Source organism: Pseudomonas sp. NPDC086112 (assembly GCF_044746425.1).
Lineage (GTDB): Bacteria > Pseudomonadota > Gammaproteobacteria > Pseudomonadales > Pseudomonadaceae > Aquipseudomonas.
On record NZ_JBIVCD010000004.1, the window covers coordinates 203,546 to 217,727 of the forward strand.

Annotated in this window: 15 protein-coding genes; 4 read left to right on the forward strand and 11 right to left on the reverse strand. The window is 59.9% G+C overall.

Going from position 1 to position 14,182, the window contains the following annotated elements; genetic code table 11:
• Nucleotides 1-24 precede the first annotated feature (24 nt).
• The 4 genes from ACIPLA_RS05170 to gpmI all read right to left on the reverse strand — a co-directional run bounded on the left by ACIPLA_RS05170 (nucleotide 25) and on the right by gpmI (nucleotide 5,231).
• On the reverse strand, nucleotides 25-822 hold the full coding sequence (locus tag ACIPLA_RS05170) for a divergent polysaccharide deacetylase family protein (protein WP_401172038.1): 798 nt from the start codon (nucleotides 820-822) through the stop codon (nucleotides 25-27).
• Nucleotide 823: 1 nt separating this feature from the next.
• Nucleotides 824-2,143: a S41 family peptidase gene (locus ACIPLA_RS05175; protein WP_401172040.1), complete on the reverse strand. Its 1,320-nt coding sequence runs from the start codon at nucleotides 2,141-2,143 to the stop codon at nucleotides 824-826.
• A 34-nt stretch (nucleotides 2,144-2,177) separates the two neighbouring features.
• The gene (locus ACIPLA_RS05180) at nucleotides 2,178-3,470 is read right to left on the reverse strand and encodes a murein hydrolase activator EnvC (RefSeq protein WP_218396960.1); all 1,293 of its coding nucleotides are present in this window, start codon (nucleotides 3,468-3,470) and stop codon (nucleotides 2,178-2,180) included.
• Nucleotides 3,471-3,701: 231 nt separating this feature from the next.
• Entirely contained in the window at nucleotides 3,702-5,231 is a 1,530-nt protein-coding gene (gpmI, locus tag ACIPLA_RS05185) for a 2,3-bisphosphoglycerate-independent phosphoglycerate mutase (protein ID WP_123500030.1), read from the reverse strand.
• Between the two features lie 153 nt (nucleotides 5,232-5,384).
• Here gpmI and ACIPLA_RS05190 point away from each other — a divergent pair, with 153 nt between their 5' ends.
• Genes ACIPLA_RS05190 through secB form a run of 3 tightly spaced genes read left to right on the forward strand, consistent with a single transcriptional unit; the run spans nucleotide 5,385 to nucleotide 6,595 of the window.
• A complete protein-coding gene (locus ACIPLA_RS05190) occupies nucleotides 5,385-5,798 on the forward strand; it encodes a rhodanese-like domain-containing protein (RefSeq protein ID WP_007897412.1) in 414 nt (137 codons plus the stop codon).
• Between the two features lies 1 nt (nucleotide 5,799).
• The gene (grxC, locus tag ACIPLA_RS05195) at nucleotides 5,800-6,054 is read left to right on the forward strand and encodes a glutaredoxin 3 (RefSeq protein ID WP_053153180.1); all 255 of its coding nucleotides are present in this window, start codon (nucleotides 5,800-5,802) and stop codon (nucleotides 6,052-6,054) included.
• 55 nt (nucleotides 6,055-6,109) lie between these two features.
• Nucleotides 6,110-6,595 (forward strand): protein-export chaperone SecB, encoded by a 486-nt coding sequence (gene secB, locus ACIPLA_RS05200; protein WP_007897410.1) that lies wholly within the window; start codon nucleotides 6,110-6,112, stop codon nucleotides 6,593-6,595.
• A 131-nt stretch (nucleotides 6,596-6,726) separates the two neighbouring features.
• Here the strand turns inward: secB and ACIPLA_RS05205 are convergent, their stop codons facing one another.
• Nucleotides 6,727-7,182 carry a tRNA (cytidine(34)-2'-O)-methyltransferase gene (locus ACIPLA_RS05205; protein WP_008068783.1) on the reverse strand — a complete coding sequence of 152 codons (456 nt, stop codon included), beginning with the start codon at nucleotides 7,180-7,182 and terminating at the stop codon, nucleotides 6,727-6,729.
• Here ACIPLA_RS05205 and ACIPLA_RS05210 point away from each other — a divergent pair.
• The gene (locus ACIPLA_RS05210; protein ID WP_218396966.1) at nucleotides 7,181-7,621 is read left to right on the forward strand and encodes a hypothetical protein; all 441 of its coding nucleotides are present in this window, start codon (nucleotides 7,181-7,183) and stop codon (nucleotides 7,619-7,621) included. The genes ACIPLA_RS05205 and ACIPLA_RS05210 overlap by 2 nt on opposite strands.
• Before the next feature lie 542 nt (nucleotides 7,622-8,163).
• Here ACIPLA_RS05210 and ntrC read toward each other — a convergent pair.
• From ntrC to glnA, 6 genes are all read right to left on the reverse strand, one after another.
• Nucleotides 8,164-9,600 carry a nitrogen regulation protein NR(I) gene (gene ntrC / locus ACIPLA_RS05215; RefSeq protein WP_007897405.1) on the reverse strand — a complete coding sequence of 479 codons (1,437 nt, stop codon included), beginning with the start codon at nucleotides 9,598-9,600 and terminating at the stop codon, nucleotides 8,164-8,166.
• Complete coding sequence (glnL, locus tag ACIPLA_RS05220; protein ID WP_008068785.1) at nucleotides 9,597-10,682, reverse strand: nitrogen regulation protein NR(II); 1,086 nt, start codon at nucleotides 10,680-10,682, stop codon at nucleotides 9,597-9,599. The genes ntrC and glnL overlap by 4 nt, the downstream gene beginning before the upstream one ends.
• 330 nt (nucleotides 10,683-11,012) lie before the next feature.
• A complete protein-coding gene (locus tag ACIPLA_RS05225; RefSeq protein WP_401172046.1) occupies nucleotides 11,013-11,615 on the reverse strand; it encodes a DUF4124 domain-containing protein in 603 nt (200 codons plus the stop codon).
• A complete protein-coding gene (locus ACIPLA_RS05230) occupies nucleotides 11,612-12,127 on the reverse strand; it encodes a DUF4124 domain-containing protein (RefSeq protein ID WP_218396970.1) in 516 nt (171 codons plus the stop codon). The genes ACIPLA_RS05225 and ACIPLA_RS05230 overlap by 4 nt, the downstream gene beginning before the upstream one ends.
• A gap of 92 nt (nucleotides 12,128-12,219) precedes the next feature.
• Complete coding sequence (locus tag ACIPLA_RS05235; protein WP_401172050.1) at nucleotides 12,220-12,768, reverse strand: chorismate mutase; 549 nt, start codon at nucleotides 12,766-12,768, stop codon at nucleotides 12,220-12,222.
• Nucleotides 12,769-12,902: 134 nt separating this feature from the next.
• A complete protein-coding gene (gene glnA / locus ACIPLA_RS05240) occupies nucleotides 12,903-14,168 on the reverse strand; it encodes a type I glutamate--ammonia ligase (protein WP_401172068.1) in 1,266 nt (421 codons plus the stop codon).
• Nucleotides 14,169-14,182 lie beyond the last annotated feature (14 nt).

The following is a 14,182-nucleotide window of genomic DNA, read 5'->3' on the forward strand; positions in this document are numbered from 1 at the left end:
CGAAATGGAGTGGGGAGCGAGCAATTACCGGGCGGTCGGGAGGCGGTACTGGCCATCCTTGCCATGTGCCGCCGTCGCGCGATTGCCGCGCACGCTGATCATTTGTTGGATATCGATCCAGTCAATGCCCTGAGCCTTGAGCTTGGGCAATTCACGTTCAAGCACCGCCAATGTCTGCGGATACGGATGCCCGATCATCACCGCAGAACCCTGCTTGCGCGCCAGGCTGATAGCCGTTTGTAGCTGAGTGAAAATCGCGGCTTCAGTGGGCTCGTCATCGAGGAACACATCCCGCGAAACGCTCGCCAAACCGATCTTCTGCGCCTCGGCGGCGGCCACGGTTTGTGCACTGGTGCGGCTGTCGACGAAGAACTTGTGTCGACGCTGCAAGTCGGCCATCAGCCAGGCCATGGCCGGTTGCTGGGCGGTCATGCGGCTGCCCATGTGGTTGTTGATACCAGCGGTATACGGCACAGCCTTGAACGCCGCGTTCAAGCGCTTCTCGAGTTCTTCGATGGGCAATTCGGGATGCCAGGCGAACGGCCCGGTGGCCGGGGCCATGGGCATGTGCAGGATGACGATCTTGCCGGCGCGATGGGCTTCGCGGGCGAACTCGGTGGCGTGGGGGGTGTCGGGCATGATCGCCGCAGTGACCGGGCCGGGCAGCGCCAGCACGCGGCGATCCTGAAGCAGGTTCTGCCCCAGGTCATCGATGATCAGGCTCAGATAAGCCTTCGCCGGTGTGGCCGCCGTCGTGGCAGGCGCCGCGTGAGCGACACCCGCCAGACAACACAGCAGGCCGAGGAGCAACCGCAGGCGCATTTCAGCGGCCGGAGGTGATGCTCAGCCCTTTGAGCAGGCTCAGGGCCTGGGCCAACTGGTAATCGTCATCCTGCGGCATGGCCTTGGCTTTGCCACCGGAACCGGTCGGTTTATCGGCGCCGCCGTTGCCATTGCCCAAGTGACCTTGCAGATCGGCTTCCTTGAAGTATTCGCCGTCCTGCTCGTTGGTGATCTTGGCCCTGCGCACTTCGATGTCCGGGACGATGCCCTGAGCCTGGATCGAGCGGCCGTTCGGCGTGTAGTACAGCGCCGTGGTGATTTTCAGTGCGCGCTCGTTGTTCAGCGGCAACACGGTCTGCACCGAGCCTTTGCCGAAACTGGTGGTGCCCATGACCACGGCGCGTTTCTGATCCTGCAGGGCGCCGGCAACAATTTCCGAGGCCGAGGCACTGCCGCCGTTGATCAGCACGACCATTGGCACGGCTTCGCTTTCGTCCTTGCCGGTGGCGGAGAAGCGCAATTCGGAGTTGGCGATGCGGCCCTTGGTGTAGACGATCAGGCCTTTGGTGATGAAATGGTCGACCACTTCCACCGCCGATTGCAGCACGCCGCCCGGGTTGTTACGCAGGTCGAGGACGATGCCGCTGAGCTTCTTGCCGTTGTCCTTGCGCAGCTTGACCAGGGCCTTGGAGACCTCTTCGCCGGTCTTGACCTGGAACTGGGTGATGCGGATGTAGCCGTAGCCGGACTCCAGCAGTTGGCTCTTCACGCTCTTCACTTGAATGATGGCGCGGACCAGGGTTACGTCGAACGGCGCACCGCCATCGCGTACCAGGGTCAGGGTGATCTTCTGGCCGATCTTGCCGCGCATCTTGTCGATGGCTTCGGTCATGCTTTGGCCGCGAGTCGGCTGGCCGTTGATCTTGACGATGAAGTCGCCGGCCTGAATGCCCGCCTTGGAGGCCGGGGTGTCATCGATGGGCGAAACCACTTTGATGAAACCGTCTTCGGCGCCGACTTCGATGCCCAGGCCGCCGAATTCGCCGCTGGTGCTTTCCTGCAATTCAGCGAAGTCTTCCGGGCCGAGGTACGCGGAGTGCGGGTCGAGGTTGCTGAGCATGCCTTTGATGGCGTTTTCCAGCAGGGTCTTGTCGTCCACCGGCTCCACATAGGCGGCCTTGATCCGATCCATGACTTCGGCAAAAGTGCGCAACTCGTCCAGCGGCAATGGCGCCTTGGTGGTCGCAGCAGTGCCCGCAGGTGCGATCACCGGGGCAGGCTCAGCGGCAAACGCCAACGGTGCGCCGATCACCAGGGCAATCGTCAGGGCCAGCGAGGTAAGGCGGGACAAATACAGCATGTCGAACGAACTCCTAATGTAGGTGACTCAACGCCTATCCTTGCGCGCGACACCATTGCGCTGGATCACTCGGGTGACCCTGCTGACGAATAGCGAAATACAGCGCTGGTGTGTCCTGCCCGCCACTGCTACCGACAGTGGAGATGGACTCACCGGCTTTTACCACGTCACCCGCAGACTTGAGCAGCGTCTGGTTGTGACCGTAAAGACTCAAGAAACCGTTACCGTGGTCGAGGATCACCAGCAACCCGGCGCCTCGTAACCAATCGGCAAACACCACGCGGCCGCCGTGAACGGCATGCACCTGGCTGCCGGCGGAGGCGCTGATCATCACGCCGTCCCATTTGGTGCGGGCATCGTCACCACGGCTTTCACCGAAGCGCGCCAGCAGTCGACCATCAACCGGCCATGGAAGTTTGCCGCGGGTGGAAGCAAAGGGGCCGCCAAAGGTTTCGCCTGAACTTGAAACCAATGCGCCGGGTGTCGATTTAACGGTTTTGCGTGGGGCGTCAGTGGCATCTGCTTCAGCCTGAGCCTCACGTAAACGCTTTTTTTCGGCTTCCTGCTGGGCGATCAGCGCTTTTTGCCGCGCTTCTTCTGCCTCTCGGGCCTGACGGGCCAGGGTTTCTTCAATGGTTTTAAGGACTTTAGACAGATCTGCCTGATCCTGCTCGCGCGCCGCCAGTTTCTGATCGCGGGCCTTCACGTCGTCGCTGAGTTTGGCCAGGACTTGCTGGCGCTCCTTGCGGACCTTGTCGAGTTCGTCGCGCTGGCTGTCGAGGCTGCTTTTTTGAACCAGTAATTGCGCCTGCTGCATGGCGATGTCTTTTTCGACATTGGCCAGTTGGCGCAGGGTTTCGTTGAAATTCTTCAGCTGCTCCAGGCGGGCCTGGCTCAGATAGTCGTAATAGGTGAGGGTGCGAGCGAATTTTTCCGGGTTCTGCTGGTTGAGCAGCAGCTTGAGGTATTCCTGACGCCCATTCTGATAGGCCGCGCGGGCCTGGATGGCGATCAGTCGCTGCTGTTCAATGCGCGCGCTCTGGAGTTTTTTTTTCTCGGCATCGAGTCGCTGCAGCTCGGATTCGCTTTTCTTCAGCTCTTTTTGCAGGGCTTCGACCTGCTTCTCGAGCTTGCCCATCTCGGTTTCGGTGCCCTTGAGGTCTTTCTGCACCCCGGATTTTTCTTCCTGGAGTTTACCCAGCAATTTTTTCAGCTCGGCAATGTCCTGACGCGTGGCGTCCAACTGTTGTTGGGTTTGCGTGCGCTCGTCGGCAAAGGCCGGTTGAAGCAGGCAAGTCAGGGCAAGGGCTATCAGGACGCGAAGCATAGAGGCGGGCGACACCAGGGAAAGGGACGGCCTAGTATGCCCGCCAAGCGCAGCAAAAAAAATGCCCAATTGGGGTTGTGTGATAACTGGACAAAAAAACACCGCAAAACCAATGTGGGAGCGGGCTTGCTCGCGAATGCGGTGTGTCAGGCAACGTTGATGTCGACTGATACACCGCATTCGCGAGCAAGCCCGCTCCCACAGGGGTTTGGCGGTGTTTGATAGGGCGGATTACACCAGAATCGAAGTCCCGGTCATTTCCACAGGCTTCTCAAGCCCCAGCAACATCAGCATGGTCGGCGCGACGTCCGCCAGCACGCCGCCGTCGCGGACCTTGAAGTCCCGCTTGCCGACATAGATGAACGGTACCGGCTCAGTGGTGTGGGCCGTGTGGGCCTGGCCGGTGGTTTCGTCGGACATTTGCTCGACGTTGCCGTGGTCAGCGGTAATCAGGGCTTCGCCGCCGACTTTTTCCAGCGCATCGACGATACGGCCGACGCACAGGTCCAGGCATTCAACCGCTTTGACTGCCGCGTCGAATACGCCGCTATGGCCGACCATGTCGCCGTTGGCGTAGTTGACCACGATCACGTCATAGCGCTGGTTTTCAATGGCATCGACGATGCGGTCGGTGACTTCCGGGGCACTCATCTCGGGCTGCAAGTCATAGGTGGCGACTTTCGGCGACGGGATCAGGATGCGTTCTTCGCCCGGGAACGGTTCTTCGCGACCGCCGGAGAAGAAGAAAGTCACGTGGGCGTATTTCTCGGTTTCGGCGATGCGCAGCTGCGTCTTGCCGTTTTTCGCCAGGTAATCGCCCAGCACGTTGTCCAGGCTGCTCGCGGCGAAGGCCGACGGCGCGGGAATGCTGGCGGCGTATTGGGTCAGCATGACGAAACCGGCCAGTTTTGGCTGGCGAGCGCGTTCGAATTCCTTGAAATCGTCTTCGACGAACACGCGGGTCAGCTCGCGAGCGCGGTCGGCGCGGAAGTTCATGAAGACTACGGCGTCGCCGTCTTCGACTTTCACCGGCTCACCGATGCTGGTGGCTTTGACGAATTCGTCGCTTTCGCCACGCTCGTAAGCGGCTTGCAGGCCTTCCTGTGCGGTGGCGGCATTGAATTCGCTGGCGCCATCGACAATCAGGTTGTAGGCCTGGGACACGCGATCCCAACGGTTGTCGCGGTCCATGGCGTAGTAACGGCCAATGATGCTGGCGATCCGGCCTTTGCCGAGGGCTTCGAAGGTCGCGTCCAGCAACTCGATCGACGACTGAGCGCTTTTCGGTGGCGTATCACGGCCATCAAGGAACGCGTGCAGGTAGATTTTCTCGGCGCCGCGCTTGTAGGCCAGTTCAGCCATGGCGACCAGGTGATCCTGGTGGCTGTGAACGCCGCCATCGGACAGCAGGCCCATGAAGTGCACGGCTTTGCCGGCAGCAACGGCTTTATCCACCGCGGCGCAGATGGTCGGGTTCTCGAAGAACTCGCCGTCGCGGATCGCTTTGGTCACGCGGGTGAAGTCCTGGTACACCACGCGGCCGGCGCCAAGGTTCATGTGGCCGACTTCGGAGTTGCCCATCTGGCCGTCCGGCAAGCCGACGTCCATGCCGCTGCCCGAGATCAGGCCGTTCGGTACGGTAGCCCACAGGCGGTCCAGTACGGGCTTCTTCGCCGCATAGATGGCGTTGGATTCAGGGCTCTCACTGTGACCGAAGCCGTCGAGAATAATCAGGACCAAAGGTTTAGGCGTGGTAGTCATGGATTCCACTCGTGGCTGAATTAAAAGAGGGCGATGGAAAAGGGAGTAGGAGTTTAAAGCGAAGTTCCGACGCCGTCACCGCCGGACGGGGTTTGGCCCACCATAGTGGCTGTGTATACTGGCCGACATTTTAACGCCCTGGAACCTCCTTCGATGGTTGCTCACCTGATTGAATTTGCCACTAACCACTATTTGCTCGTCGGTATCTTCGTCGTACTGCTGGCGTTGCTGATCGCTTATCAGATGCAAGGCGGCGGCCGCAGCCTGAGCACCGGTGAACTGACCGGGCTGGTCAACAAGGACGCGGGCGTTGTGATCGACATTCGTTCGACCAAGGATTTCACCGCTGGTCACATTGTTGGCGCGTTGAACATTCCTCACGACAAACTGACCGCTCGCGTCGGCGAACTGGAAAAGCACAAGGCCAAGACCATCATCCTGGTCGACGCCATGGGCCAGACTGCCGGCACTCATGCCCGCGAACTGATGAAAGCCGGCTTCACCGCCGCCAAGCTGTCTGGCGGTATTTCCAGCTGGAAAGCCGACAATCTGCCGCTGGTGAAGTGATATGAACAACGTCGTCGTCTATTCCAGCGATTACTGCCCTTATTGCTCGCGAGCCAAGTACCTGCTCGAGAACAAAGGCGTAGCCTTCGAAGAGATCAAGGTCGATGGCAAGCCGCAGGTGCGTGCCGCGATGGCTCAGAAGGCCGGGCGTACGTCCGTGCCGCAGATCTGGATCGGCAGCACCCACGTTGGTGGCTGTGATGATTTGTTTGCCCTGGAGCGCGCCGGCAAGCTCGACGCCCTGCTCAAGGCCTGACTGCCTTACTTGAAATAGCCAACCCTACAAGACCCGAGATCAGAAAGGATCTGAGATGACTGACCAACAGAACACTGCAGCTAGCGAAGAAGAAACCGCACCGCAATTCTCCTTGCAGCGCATCTACGTACGTGACTTGTCCTTCGAAGCCCCGAAAAGCCCGGCGATCTTCCGCCAGCAGTGGGAGCCGAGTGTCGGTCTGGATCTGAACACTCGCCAGAAGGCGCTGGAAGGTGACTTCCACGAAGTCGTGCTGACCCTGTCGGTCACCGTGAAAAACGGCGAAGAAGTGGCATTCATCGCTGAAGTGCAACAGGCCGGGATCTTCCTGATCAAGAACCTGGATGACGCTTCGATGAGCCACACCCTGGGCGCGTTCTGCCCGAACATCCTGTTCCCGTACGCTCGCGAAACCCTGGACAGCCTGGTGACCCGCGGTTCGTTCCCGGCCCTGATGCTGGCCCCGGTGAACTTCGACGCGCTGTACGCACAAGAGCTGCAACGTATGCAGGCGGCTGGCGAGACTCCGACCGTTCAGTAAGCGGTCTGTGCGTCAAAGCAAGTCCAATGTGGGAGCGGGCTTGCTCGCGAAAGCGGTGTAACAGTCAACGAAGATGTTGAATGTTATGGCCCCTTCGCGAGCAAGCCCGCTCCCACATTTGTTATGCGGTGTTACTTGAACCCGAGTTGACGCCAGCCTTCGTAAACCGCGACGGCCACGGTGTTGGACAGGTTCAGGCTGCGACAGCCTTCGCGCATCGGCAGGCGCAGGCGTTGTTCGCTAGGCAGGGCATCGAGCACCTCGGCCGGCAAGCCACGACTTTCCGGGCCGAACAGGAAGGCATCGCCCTCGGCGAAACTGGCGTCGTGAAAGGGCCGCGAGCCCTTGGTGGTAAAGGCGAACAGCCGGGGATGGCCGAGGCTTTCCAGACAGCTGGCGAGGTCTGCGTGGCGTTGCAGGGTGGCATACTCATGGTAATCGAGGCCGGCCCGGCGCAGACGCTTGTCGTCCATCTCGAAGCCCAGCGGTTCGATCAAATGCAGGTGGCAGCCACTGTTGGCGCACAGCCTGATAACGTTGCCGGTATTCGGCGGAATTTCTGGTTGGAAAAGGATGACGTGAAACATGCACGGCTCCGAAGGTAAAGATGACGGGCATTCTACGCCGCCAAAGGACCCTCGTTCGAAACTATTCCCAAGGGTGATGGCTTCGCTGGCGATTGTCGGGGTGATGGTGGGCCTGATGATCGGTCGCCTGACCGCGCCCGACCCCAGTGTTTTAGAGCAAGTCGAGGTGACGAACGATGGACTGGTGGTGTGGTTCAACAACGAACCCAAAACCCACGGCGAGATAGTCGACGGCAGCGTGGCGCTGTTGTTCGAGGCGCAAGGCAAGGCACAGAAAGGTCAGCTCAAGCTCAACGGCAAGGACGTGAACTGGCGAACGCGTTTGAGTGATGGGGGACTGTTGCTGACGCTGGTGGCGGCCCGGCCGCTGCAGGGCGAGTGGGCCGGTAGCGAGGTCGATGACCGCTGGCGGCTGGAGATCCATCTCCGAGAGCAATAAAAGAGGGAATCCCCGGCCTGCCTGTACCAAGGTTCCCAAAACGGTAGGGCTCGCGCATTGCGGCGTGAGCCCGGTGTAAAGAGGGAATCCCCGGCCTGCCTGTACCAAGGACCCCAAAACGGGATGGGCTCGTCGCAATTGCGGTATGAGCCTGGTGTAAAGAGGGGAATCCCCGGCCTGCCTGTACCAAGGTCCCCGAAACTGGGTAGTGAATCGAATCACTGAATGAACTATTGCAGGGGGCGTGCCAGTTTTTAACAAGTTGCAACAGAAAGCCGCCCAGCAGCGCTGAAAGCCCCGTAATTCGGGGCTTTTGTGTTTCTGCGTTATGGTTTTTTTTGCAAATGAAGGCGGGGTTTCAGATCGGTTGTCGTGCTCGATTGCGGTTCATGGTGCATTCAGTCGGTGCACGGTGGCCCCAAAAGCTTCGCGGGCAAGCCTCGCTCCTACAGGTTCGGCGTTAACCACCATTCGGGGTTCACACCGGATCTGTAGGAGCGAGGCTTGCCCGCGAATGGATCCAGAGAACGACGAAGGCCTGACTAGCCCTCATCCCCCTCATCATCATCCCCACCATCAACCTTCATCCCCAATTCCTTGATCTTGCGCGTCAAGGTATTGCGGCCCCAACCCAGCAACACGGCAGCGTCGCGGCGGCGGCCGGCGGTATGTTTGAGGGCGGTTTCGATCATGATCCGCTCGAAGGCTGGCACGGCACTGTCCAGAAGACTCGACTGGCCGCGAGCCAACGCCTGATCAGCCCACTGACGCAACGCTTGCTCCCAATTGGTCACCGGTGCCGAATCCTGCGGCAGGCTCAGCAGCTCTGGCGGCAGATCGCTGATGTGCACTTCGCGACCCGAAGCCATCACCGTGATCCAGCGGCAGGTATTCTCCAGCTGACGCACGTTGCCTGGCCACGGCAGATTCTTCAGGTATTCCTCGGTTTCGCTTTTCAGCAGCTTCGGTTCCACTGCCAGTTCTTGCGCGGCGCGGCTGAGGAAATGCTTGGCCAAGGTCGGGATGTCTTCGCGACGGTCCGACAGCCGTGGAATGTGGATGCGGATCACGTTGAGGCGATGGAACAAGTCCTCACGGAATTTTCCGGCATGCACCAGGGTTTCCAGATTCTGGTGAGTCGCGGCGATGATGCGCACGTCGACCTTCACCGGCACATGACCGCCGACACGGTAGAACTCACCGTCCGCCAATACCCGCAGCAAGCGCGTTTGAGTGTCCGCCGGCATATCGCCGATTTCATCGAGGAACAGTGTGCCGCCATCAGCCTGCTCAAAACGCCCGCGACGCAGGTTGGCCGCGCCGGTGAACGCGCCTTTCTCATGGCCGAACAGCTCGGATTCCATCAGGTCTTTCGGAATCGCCGCCATGTTCAGCGCAATGAACGGCGAGGCCGCCCGTGGGCTGTGACGGTGTAGGGCGTGGGCCACCAGTTCTTTACCGGTACCGGATTCGCCATTGATCAGCACGGTGATGTTGGAGTGGCTCAAGCGCCCGATGGCGCGAAACACTTCCTGCATCGCCGGCGCTTCGCCGATGATTTCTGGCGTACGGGTCAGGGCGACCGGGACTTCCAGGCCTTGCTGTTCCTGAGCGTGCTGGTTGGCGCGCTTGACCAGTGAAACCGCTTCGTCGACGTCGAATGGCTTGGGCAGGTATTCGAACGCGCCACCCTGATAGGACGCGACAGCGCTGTCCAGATCGGAGTGCGCGGTCATGATGATGACCGGCAGTCGTGGGTGCTGTTCGCGAATCCGTGCCAGAAGGTCCAGGCCGCTGGCACCCGGCATGCGGATGTCGGAGATGATCACGTCCGGCTGCTGGCGCGCCAGGCGGCTCATCACGCCGTCGGCGCTGTCGAAGCTTTGCGTGGTCATGCCTTCCTGCTGCAAGGCTTTTTCCAGGACCCAACGGATAGAACGGTCGTCATCGACGATCCACACGGTTTCACTACGGCTCATGTCGATGTGGCTCCTTGTTCCAGTGGCAGAAAGATCGAGAACGTGGTGTGGCCTGGATGGCTTTCACATTCGATCAGGCCCTGGTGCTGGCTGATGATGTTCTGGGTAATGGCCAGGCCCAGCCCGGTACCGTCCGGGCGACCGCTGACCATGGGAAAGAAGATGGTTTCCTGCAGCTCGGCGGGGATCCCCGGGCCGTTGTCGATGATTTCGATCTTGGTCACCAGGCGGTGGCGCACGTGACCGATGGTGAACTGGCGCATGGCGCGGGTCCGCAAGCTGATGCGGCCGAGGCGCAGCTCGTTCTGGCTGCTGATGGCCTGCATCGCGTTGCGCACAATGTTCAGGACGGCCTGAATCATCTGTTCGCGATCAATCAACACATCCGGAATGCTTGGGTCGTAGTCACGCACCAAAGTGATGCAGCCCTGACTTTCGGCCTCTACCAGCTGACCTACGCGTTCCAGCACTTCATGGACATTGCACATGGCCAGTGACGGCAATTTGTTGGAGCCGAGCATGCGATCCACCAGATTGCGCAGGCGATCGGCTTCTTCAATGATGACGTTGGTGTAATCGCGCAGGCTTTCTTCCGGCAATTCACGGGCGAGCAACTGAGCCGCGCCACGAATCCCGCCGAGCGGGTTTTTGATTTCATGGGCGAGGCCGCGTACCAGCATCTTGCTGGTCTCCTGCTTCGACAGCTGCGCCTCTTCCTTGGTGATCCGCAACAAGCGGTCACGCGGGTGAACCTCCAGCAACAGCAGCGTATTGCCATTGCTCAGGATCGGTGTCACGGCGTAGTCGACGGTCAGGGTCTGGCCGGTTAGGGCGGTGAGCATCGCTTCGCGCTTGGTGAACGGGTGCGCCTGCTGGACTGCCTGGCGCAGGGAGTTCAGCGCCTCGGTGGATTCGGTGAACAACTCGCTGATGAACTGTCCATGGCTACGCTGGCCGCTGATGGCCAGCAGCATTTCCGCCGCCGGGTTCATGTACTCAAGGCGCAGTTCGGCGTCGAGCAGAATGGTTGCGGTGGTCAGGTTGTCGAGTAGCAAGCGGTGTAGTGCGTCGCTAATGGTCATCAGGACCTCTTTTGGAGCAGGGCATGCGCATGAATAACGCGCCGATACGGGGAAAATGCAAAAACCAAACCAAGGCTCCGAAAAGAAGCGTTTAGAGCCTGAAACAGGCGTTTAACGCTCATTTGCGTGGCGTTCTGCCAGCTTTTACGGGTACTTTCGAACCAAAATGGGTTGTGTTGTGAGTACTGTGCACTCTATTGCACCAATATAGTGCGCAAACCTGAACGAAGTAAAAGAAGCGCCGGAAGGTCGGACATGTAGGAGTCAGGCTTGCCGACGAAGGCGTCCTTAAGAGCGCTTTCGCCGGCAAGCCTGGCTCCTACACGGGCATTAGCGCCAGAAGGAGCTTTCTTCTTCGGGTTTGTCTTTGAGGGGGCATTCCGGCCGTTGGCCGTAGTCGGTAAGGACGCAGGGTTTGACCTGACGTTTCTGCGCGAGGGAAATGCGCTGCATGTGGAAGGGTTGATTGGCCGTGCGTTCGACGGTACGGCCCTGTTCGTCGAGGATTTCCACCGACAGGTTGTGGCTGCCGCGATCGATGTTGCTCAGGGCGAACACCGGGCTCGGGCCAGGCTCGGCGGTGGGTTGTCCATCCAGTAGCAGGCGATAGCGATGGCCCTGTTGCAGGCCGGGTTCGCTGGTAACGCTGACGATCAATTCACCGGCAGTGCTACGGATCGTGGCATCCGGGTCCGGCACCAGCACACGAAGCATGTCGTAATGAAACAGTGGTTTGGCTTTCGTGGCCGTCATTGGCGCGGTGCTGCTCGGGTTGGCCGACATCCGATTGCTGGTCGCCAGTGGTACACGCTTGGCATTACGGGTGCCCGGCTGATCGGTGAAGACCCGATTGCCCTGGGCGTCGATGTAGGTGAAAACCTCGGCCATTGCCGGCAGGCTGATCAGGCATGCGACCAACAACCAGCACCTCAAGGCTTATGCACCCGTTGTACGGTGAAGGTCACGGTGGGGCTCTGCTGCACCACGTTTTGCCCATCGATCACCTGAACCGCGAGGCGGTGTTCGCCACGGTCGATGTTCACCAGTTGCAGAATCGGCACGTTGCTCGGTTGGCCGTAGGGTTGATCGTCCAGTAACAGCCTGAATCGATGAGAGCCTTGCAGGCGCGGTTGGATCAATGCGCTGACCGTGAACGTGCCGTTGTTGGCGCGCAGGGCTTCTTCGGTGGGCAAGCCGGTTAGCTCCAGTACTTGATAGGCGCTGCCGGGCTGTTCGCGGCTACTGGCTTGCGCAGGCGCTACAGGTTCGCTCGGAGGTTGAAGCTCGACGCTGTTGAGCGGTGGCAACTCCACGGGCTGAGCCTTTACGCCATCGGGCGGTTGATTGCTGTACGCGGTGTTGCCGTTGGCGTCGGTGTATTTGTAGATCTGCGCGGCGGCGGGCAGGGCGATCAGCACAAGCAGGCATAACAACAATGAGCGCATTGCAGGCTTCCATTGGCCGTTGGGCAAGTGTCCGGCCCTGTTCCGTTCATGGCGACAGCATAGAGCACTTCAGCGCACGCCGGCAGACCGGCTCAGCGGCTGGCGCTGCACAACTCGGCGGTGGCGCGTACCTGGGCGAGTTTTCGCAGTGGCGCTTGGGCGCCGGTTTTATTGGCCTTGGCCAGCCACGACGGGCACTGCGGGTCGTTGCGATAAGGGCTGAAATCGGCCAGTTGTTGCAGCAGGCGTTTTTGTAACTGATCAAGTTGGGGGCGGATCTGCCCGATGAGATCGGGGCGAGGATCATTGGGCGCCTTGCCTTGGGCATGCCAGTCAGACAGGTGCGCGTATTGCACCAGTTTGTTGGCCTCGATCTGCGCCGAGAAGAACTGTTCGACGGCTTCGTTGCTCAATTTATAGGCAGGTGCCAGAGCGACAGCACCGGCAATGACTTCGCGCTCGCGCTGCCGGTCTTCGACAGGTTTGCCGCTGTCCCATTTGCTCAGCGCGACCTGATCGGCAATCGCCAGGCGTTCTTCGATGGTGCCAAGCAACGGGGCGAGGGCGGCAGGTGCCGGGCTGGCAAAAGCACTGTTGGCCAGCAGGGCGGTGAGCAGGGCAAGGCATGTACGTAGGCGCATGGGGCATCTCGGCTTTATCGGATGAAGGCCATGATGCACGCAACCGAGCATCCGACGACAGACGGTCGCCCATAAAAAAGGCCTCCCGAAGGAGGCCTCTCTTTTGTCACGCCGCGTAGCGCGGCGCTACCGGATCAGCAGCTGTAGTACAGCTCATATTCCAGTGGGTGTACGAAGGTACGAACCTTGATTTCTTCTTCGCTTTTCAGAGCGATGTAAGCGTCGATGAAGTCGTCGCTGAAGACGCCGCCTTTGGTCAGGAACGCACGACCTTTGTCCAGCTCTTCCAGGGCTTCTTTCAGGCTGCCGCAAACTTGTGGGATCTCTTTCGCCTCTTCAGGCGGCAGGTCGTACAGGTTTTTGTCAGCTGCGTCGCCAGGGTGGATCTTGTTCTGGATGCCGTCCAGGCCAGCCATCAACAGTGCAGCGAAGCCCAGGTACGGGTTAGCTGCCGGATCCGGGAAGCGAGCTTCGATACGGCGAGCGCGAGGGCTGGACACGTAAGGAATACGGATCGAAGCCGAACGGTTACGAGCCGAGTAAGCCAGCATCACTGGCGCTTCGAAACCTGGGACCAGACGCTTGTAGGAGTTGGTCGACGGGTTGGTGAAGCCGTTCAGAGCCTTACCGTGCTTGATGATGCCGCCGATGAAGTACAGAGCGGTATCGGACAGGCCGGCATAGCCTTCGCCAGCGAAGGTGTTCTTGCCATCTTTGGCGATGGACAGGTGAACGTGCATACCCGAACCGTTGTCGCCGTACAGAGGCTTAGGCATGAAGGTCGCGGTGCGGCCGTATGCATCAGCAACGTTGTGTACGCAGTACTTCAGGGTCTGAACTTCGTCAGCCTTGGCTACCAGGGTGTTGAACTTCACGCCGATTTCGTTCTGACCGGCAGTCGCCACTTCGTGGTGGTGAACTTCGATGACCAGGCCCATTTCTTCCATGGCGTTGCACATGGAGGTACGGATTTCGTGGTCGTGGTCGAACGGCGGAACAGGGAAGTAGCCGCCTTTGACGCCTGGACGGTGGCCTTTGTTGCCGCCTTCCACGTCCTGGTCGGACATCCACGAACCTTGTTCGGAGAAGATTTTGAACATCGAACCGGAGATGTCGGACTTGAACTTCACTTCGTCGAAGATGAAGAACTCAGGCTCTGGACCAACGAATACGGTGTCGCCGATACCGGTCGACTTCAGGTATTCCTCGGCACGCTTGGCGATCGCACGTGGGTCACGGTCGTAGCCTTGCATGGTCGAAGGCTCGATCACGTCGCAAACCAGGATCAGGGTCGGCTCTTCGGTGAACGGGTCGAGAACGGCAGTGCTGTCGTCCGGCATCAGGATCATGTCGGAGGCTTCGATGCCTTTCCAGCCAGCGATGGAGGAACCGTCGAACATTTTGCCTTCTTCTA

What these genes read in the sequence shown, in the direction of transcription:
- ACIPLA_RS05170 (WP_401172038.1), bottom strand. Translation starts at nt 822, where the DNA reads ATGCGCCTGCGGTTGCTCCTCGGCCTGCTGTGTTGTCTGGCGGGTGTC.
- ACIPLA_RS05175 (WP_401172040.1), bottom strand. Translation starts at nt 2,143, where the DNA reads ATGCTGTATTTGTCCCGCCTTACCTCGCTGGCCCTGACGATTGCCCTG.
- ACIPLA_RS05180 (WP_218396960.1), bottom strand. Translation starts at nt 3,470, where the DNA reads ATGCTTCGCGTCCTGATAGCCCTTGCCCTGACTTGCCTGCTTCAACCG.
- gpmI (WP_123500030.1), bottom strand. Translation starts at nt 5,231, where the DNA reads ATGACTACCACGCCTAAACCTTTGGTCCTGATTATTCTCGACGGCTTC.
- ACIPLA_RS05190 (WP_007897412.1), top strand. Translation starts at nt 5,385, where the DNA reads ATGGTTGCTCACCTGATTGAATTTGCCACTAACCACTATTTGCTCGTC.
- grxC (WP_053153180.1), top strand. Translation starts at nt 5,800, where the DNA reads ATGAACAACGTCGTCGTCTATTCCAGCGATTACTGCCCTTATTGCTCG.
- secB (WP_007897410.1), top strand. Translation starts at nt 6,110, where the DNA reads ATGACTGACCAACAGAACACTGCAGCTAGCGAAGAAGAAACCGCACCG.
- ACIPLA_RS05210 (WP_218396966.1), top strand. Translation starts at nt 7,181, where the DNA reads ATGCACGGCTCCGAAGGTAAAGATGACGGGCATTCTACGCCGCCAAAG.
- ACIPLA_RS05205 (WP_008068783.1), bottom strand. Translation starts at nt 7,182, where the DNA reads ATGTTTCACGTCATCCTTTTCCAACCAGAAATTCCGCCGAATACCGGC.
- ntrC (WP_007897405.1), bottom strand. Translation starts at nt 9,600, where the DNA reads ATGAGCCGTAGTGAAACCGTGTGGATCGTCGATGACGACCGTTCTATC.
- glnL (WP_008068785.1), bottom strand. Translation starts at nt 10,682, where the DNA reads ATGACCATTAGCGACGCACTACACCGCTTGCTACTCGACAACCTGACC.
- ACIPLA_RS05230 (WP_218396970.1), bottom strand. Translation starts at nt 12,127, where the DNA reads ATGCGCTCATTGTTGTTATGCCTGCTTGTGCTGATCGCCCTGCCCGCC.
- ACIPLA_RS05235 (WP_401172050.1), bottom strand. Translation starts at nt 12,768, where the DNA reads ATGCGCCTACGTACATGCCTTGCCCTGCTCACCGCCCTGCTGGCCAAC.
- glnA (WP_401172068.1), bottom strand. Translation starts at nt 14,168, where the DNA reads ATGTTCGACGGTTCCTCCATCGCTGGCTGGAAAGGCATCGAAGCCTCC.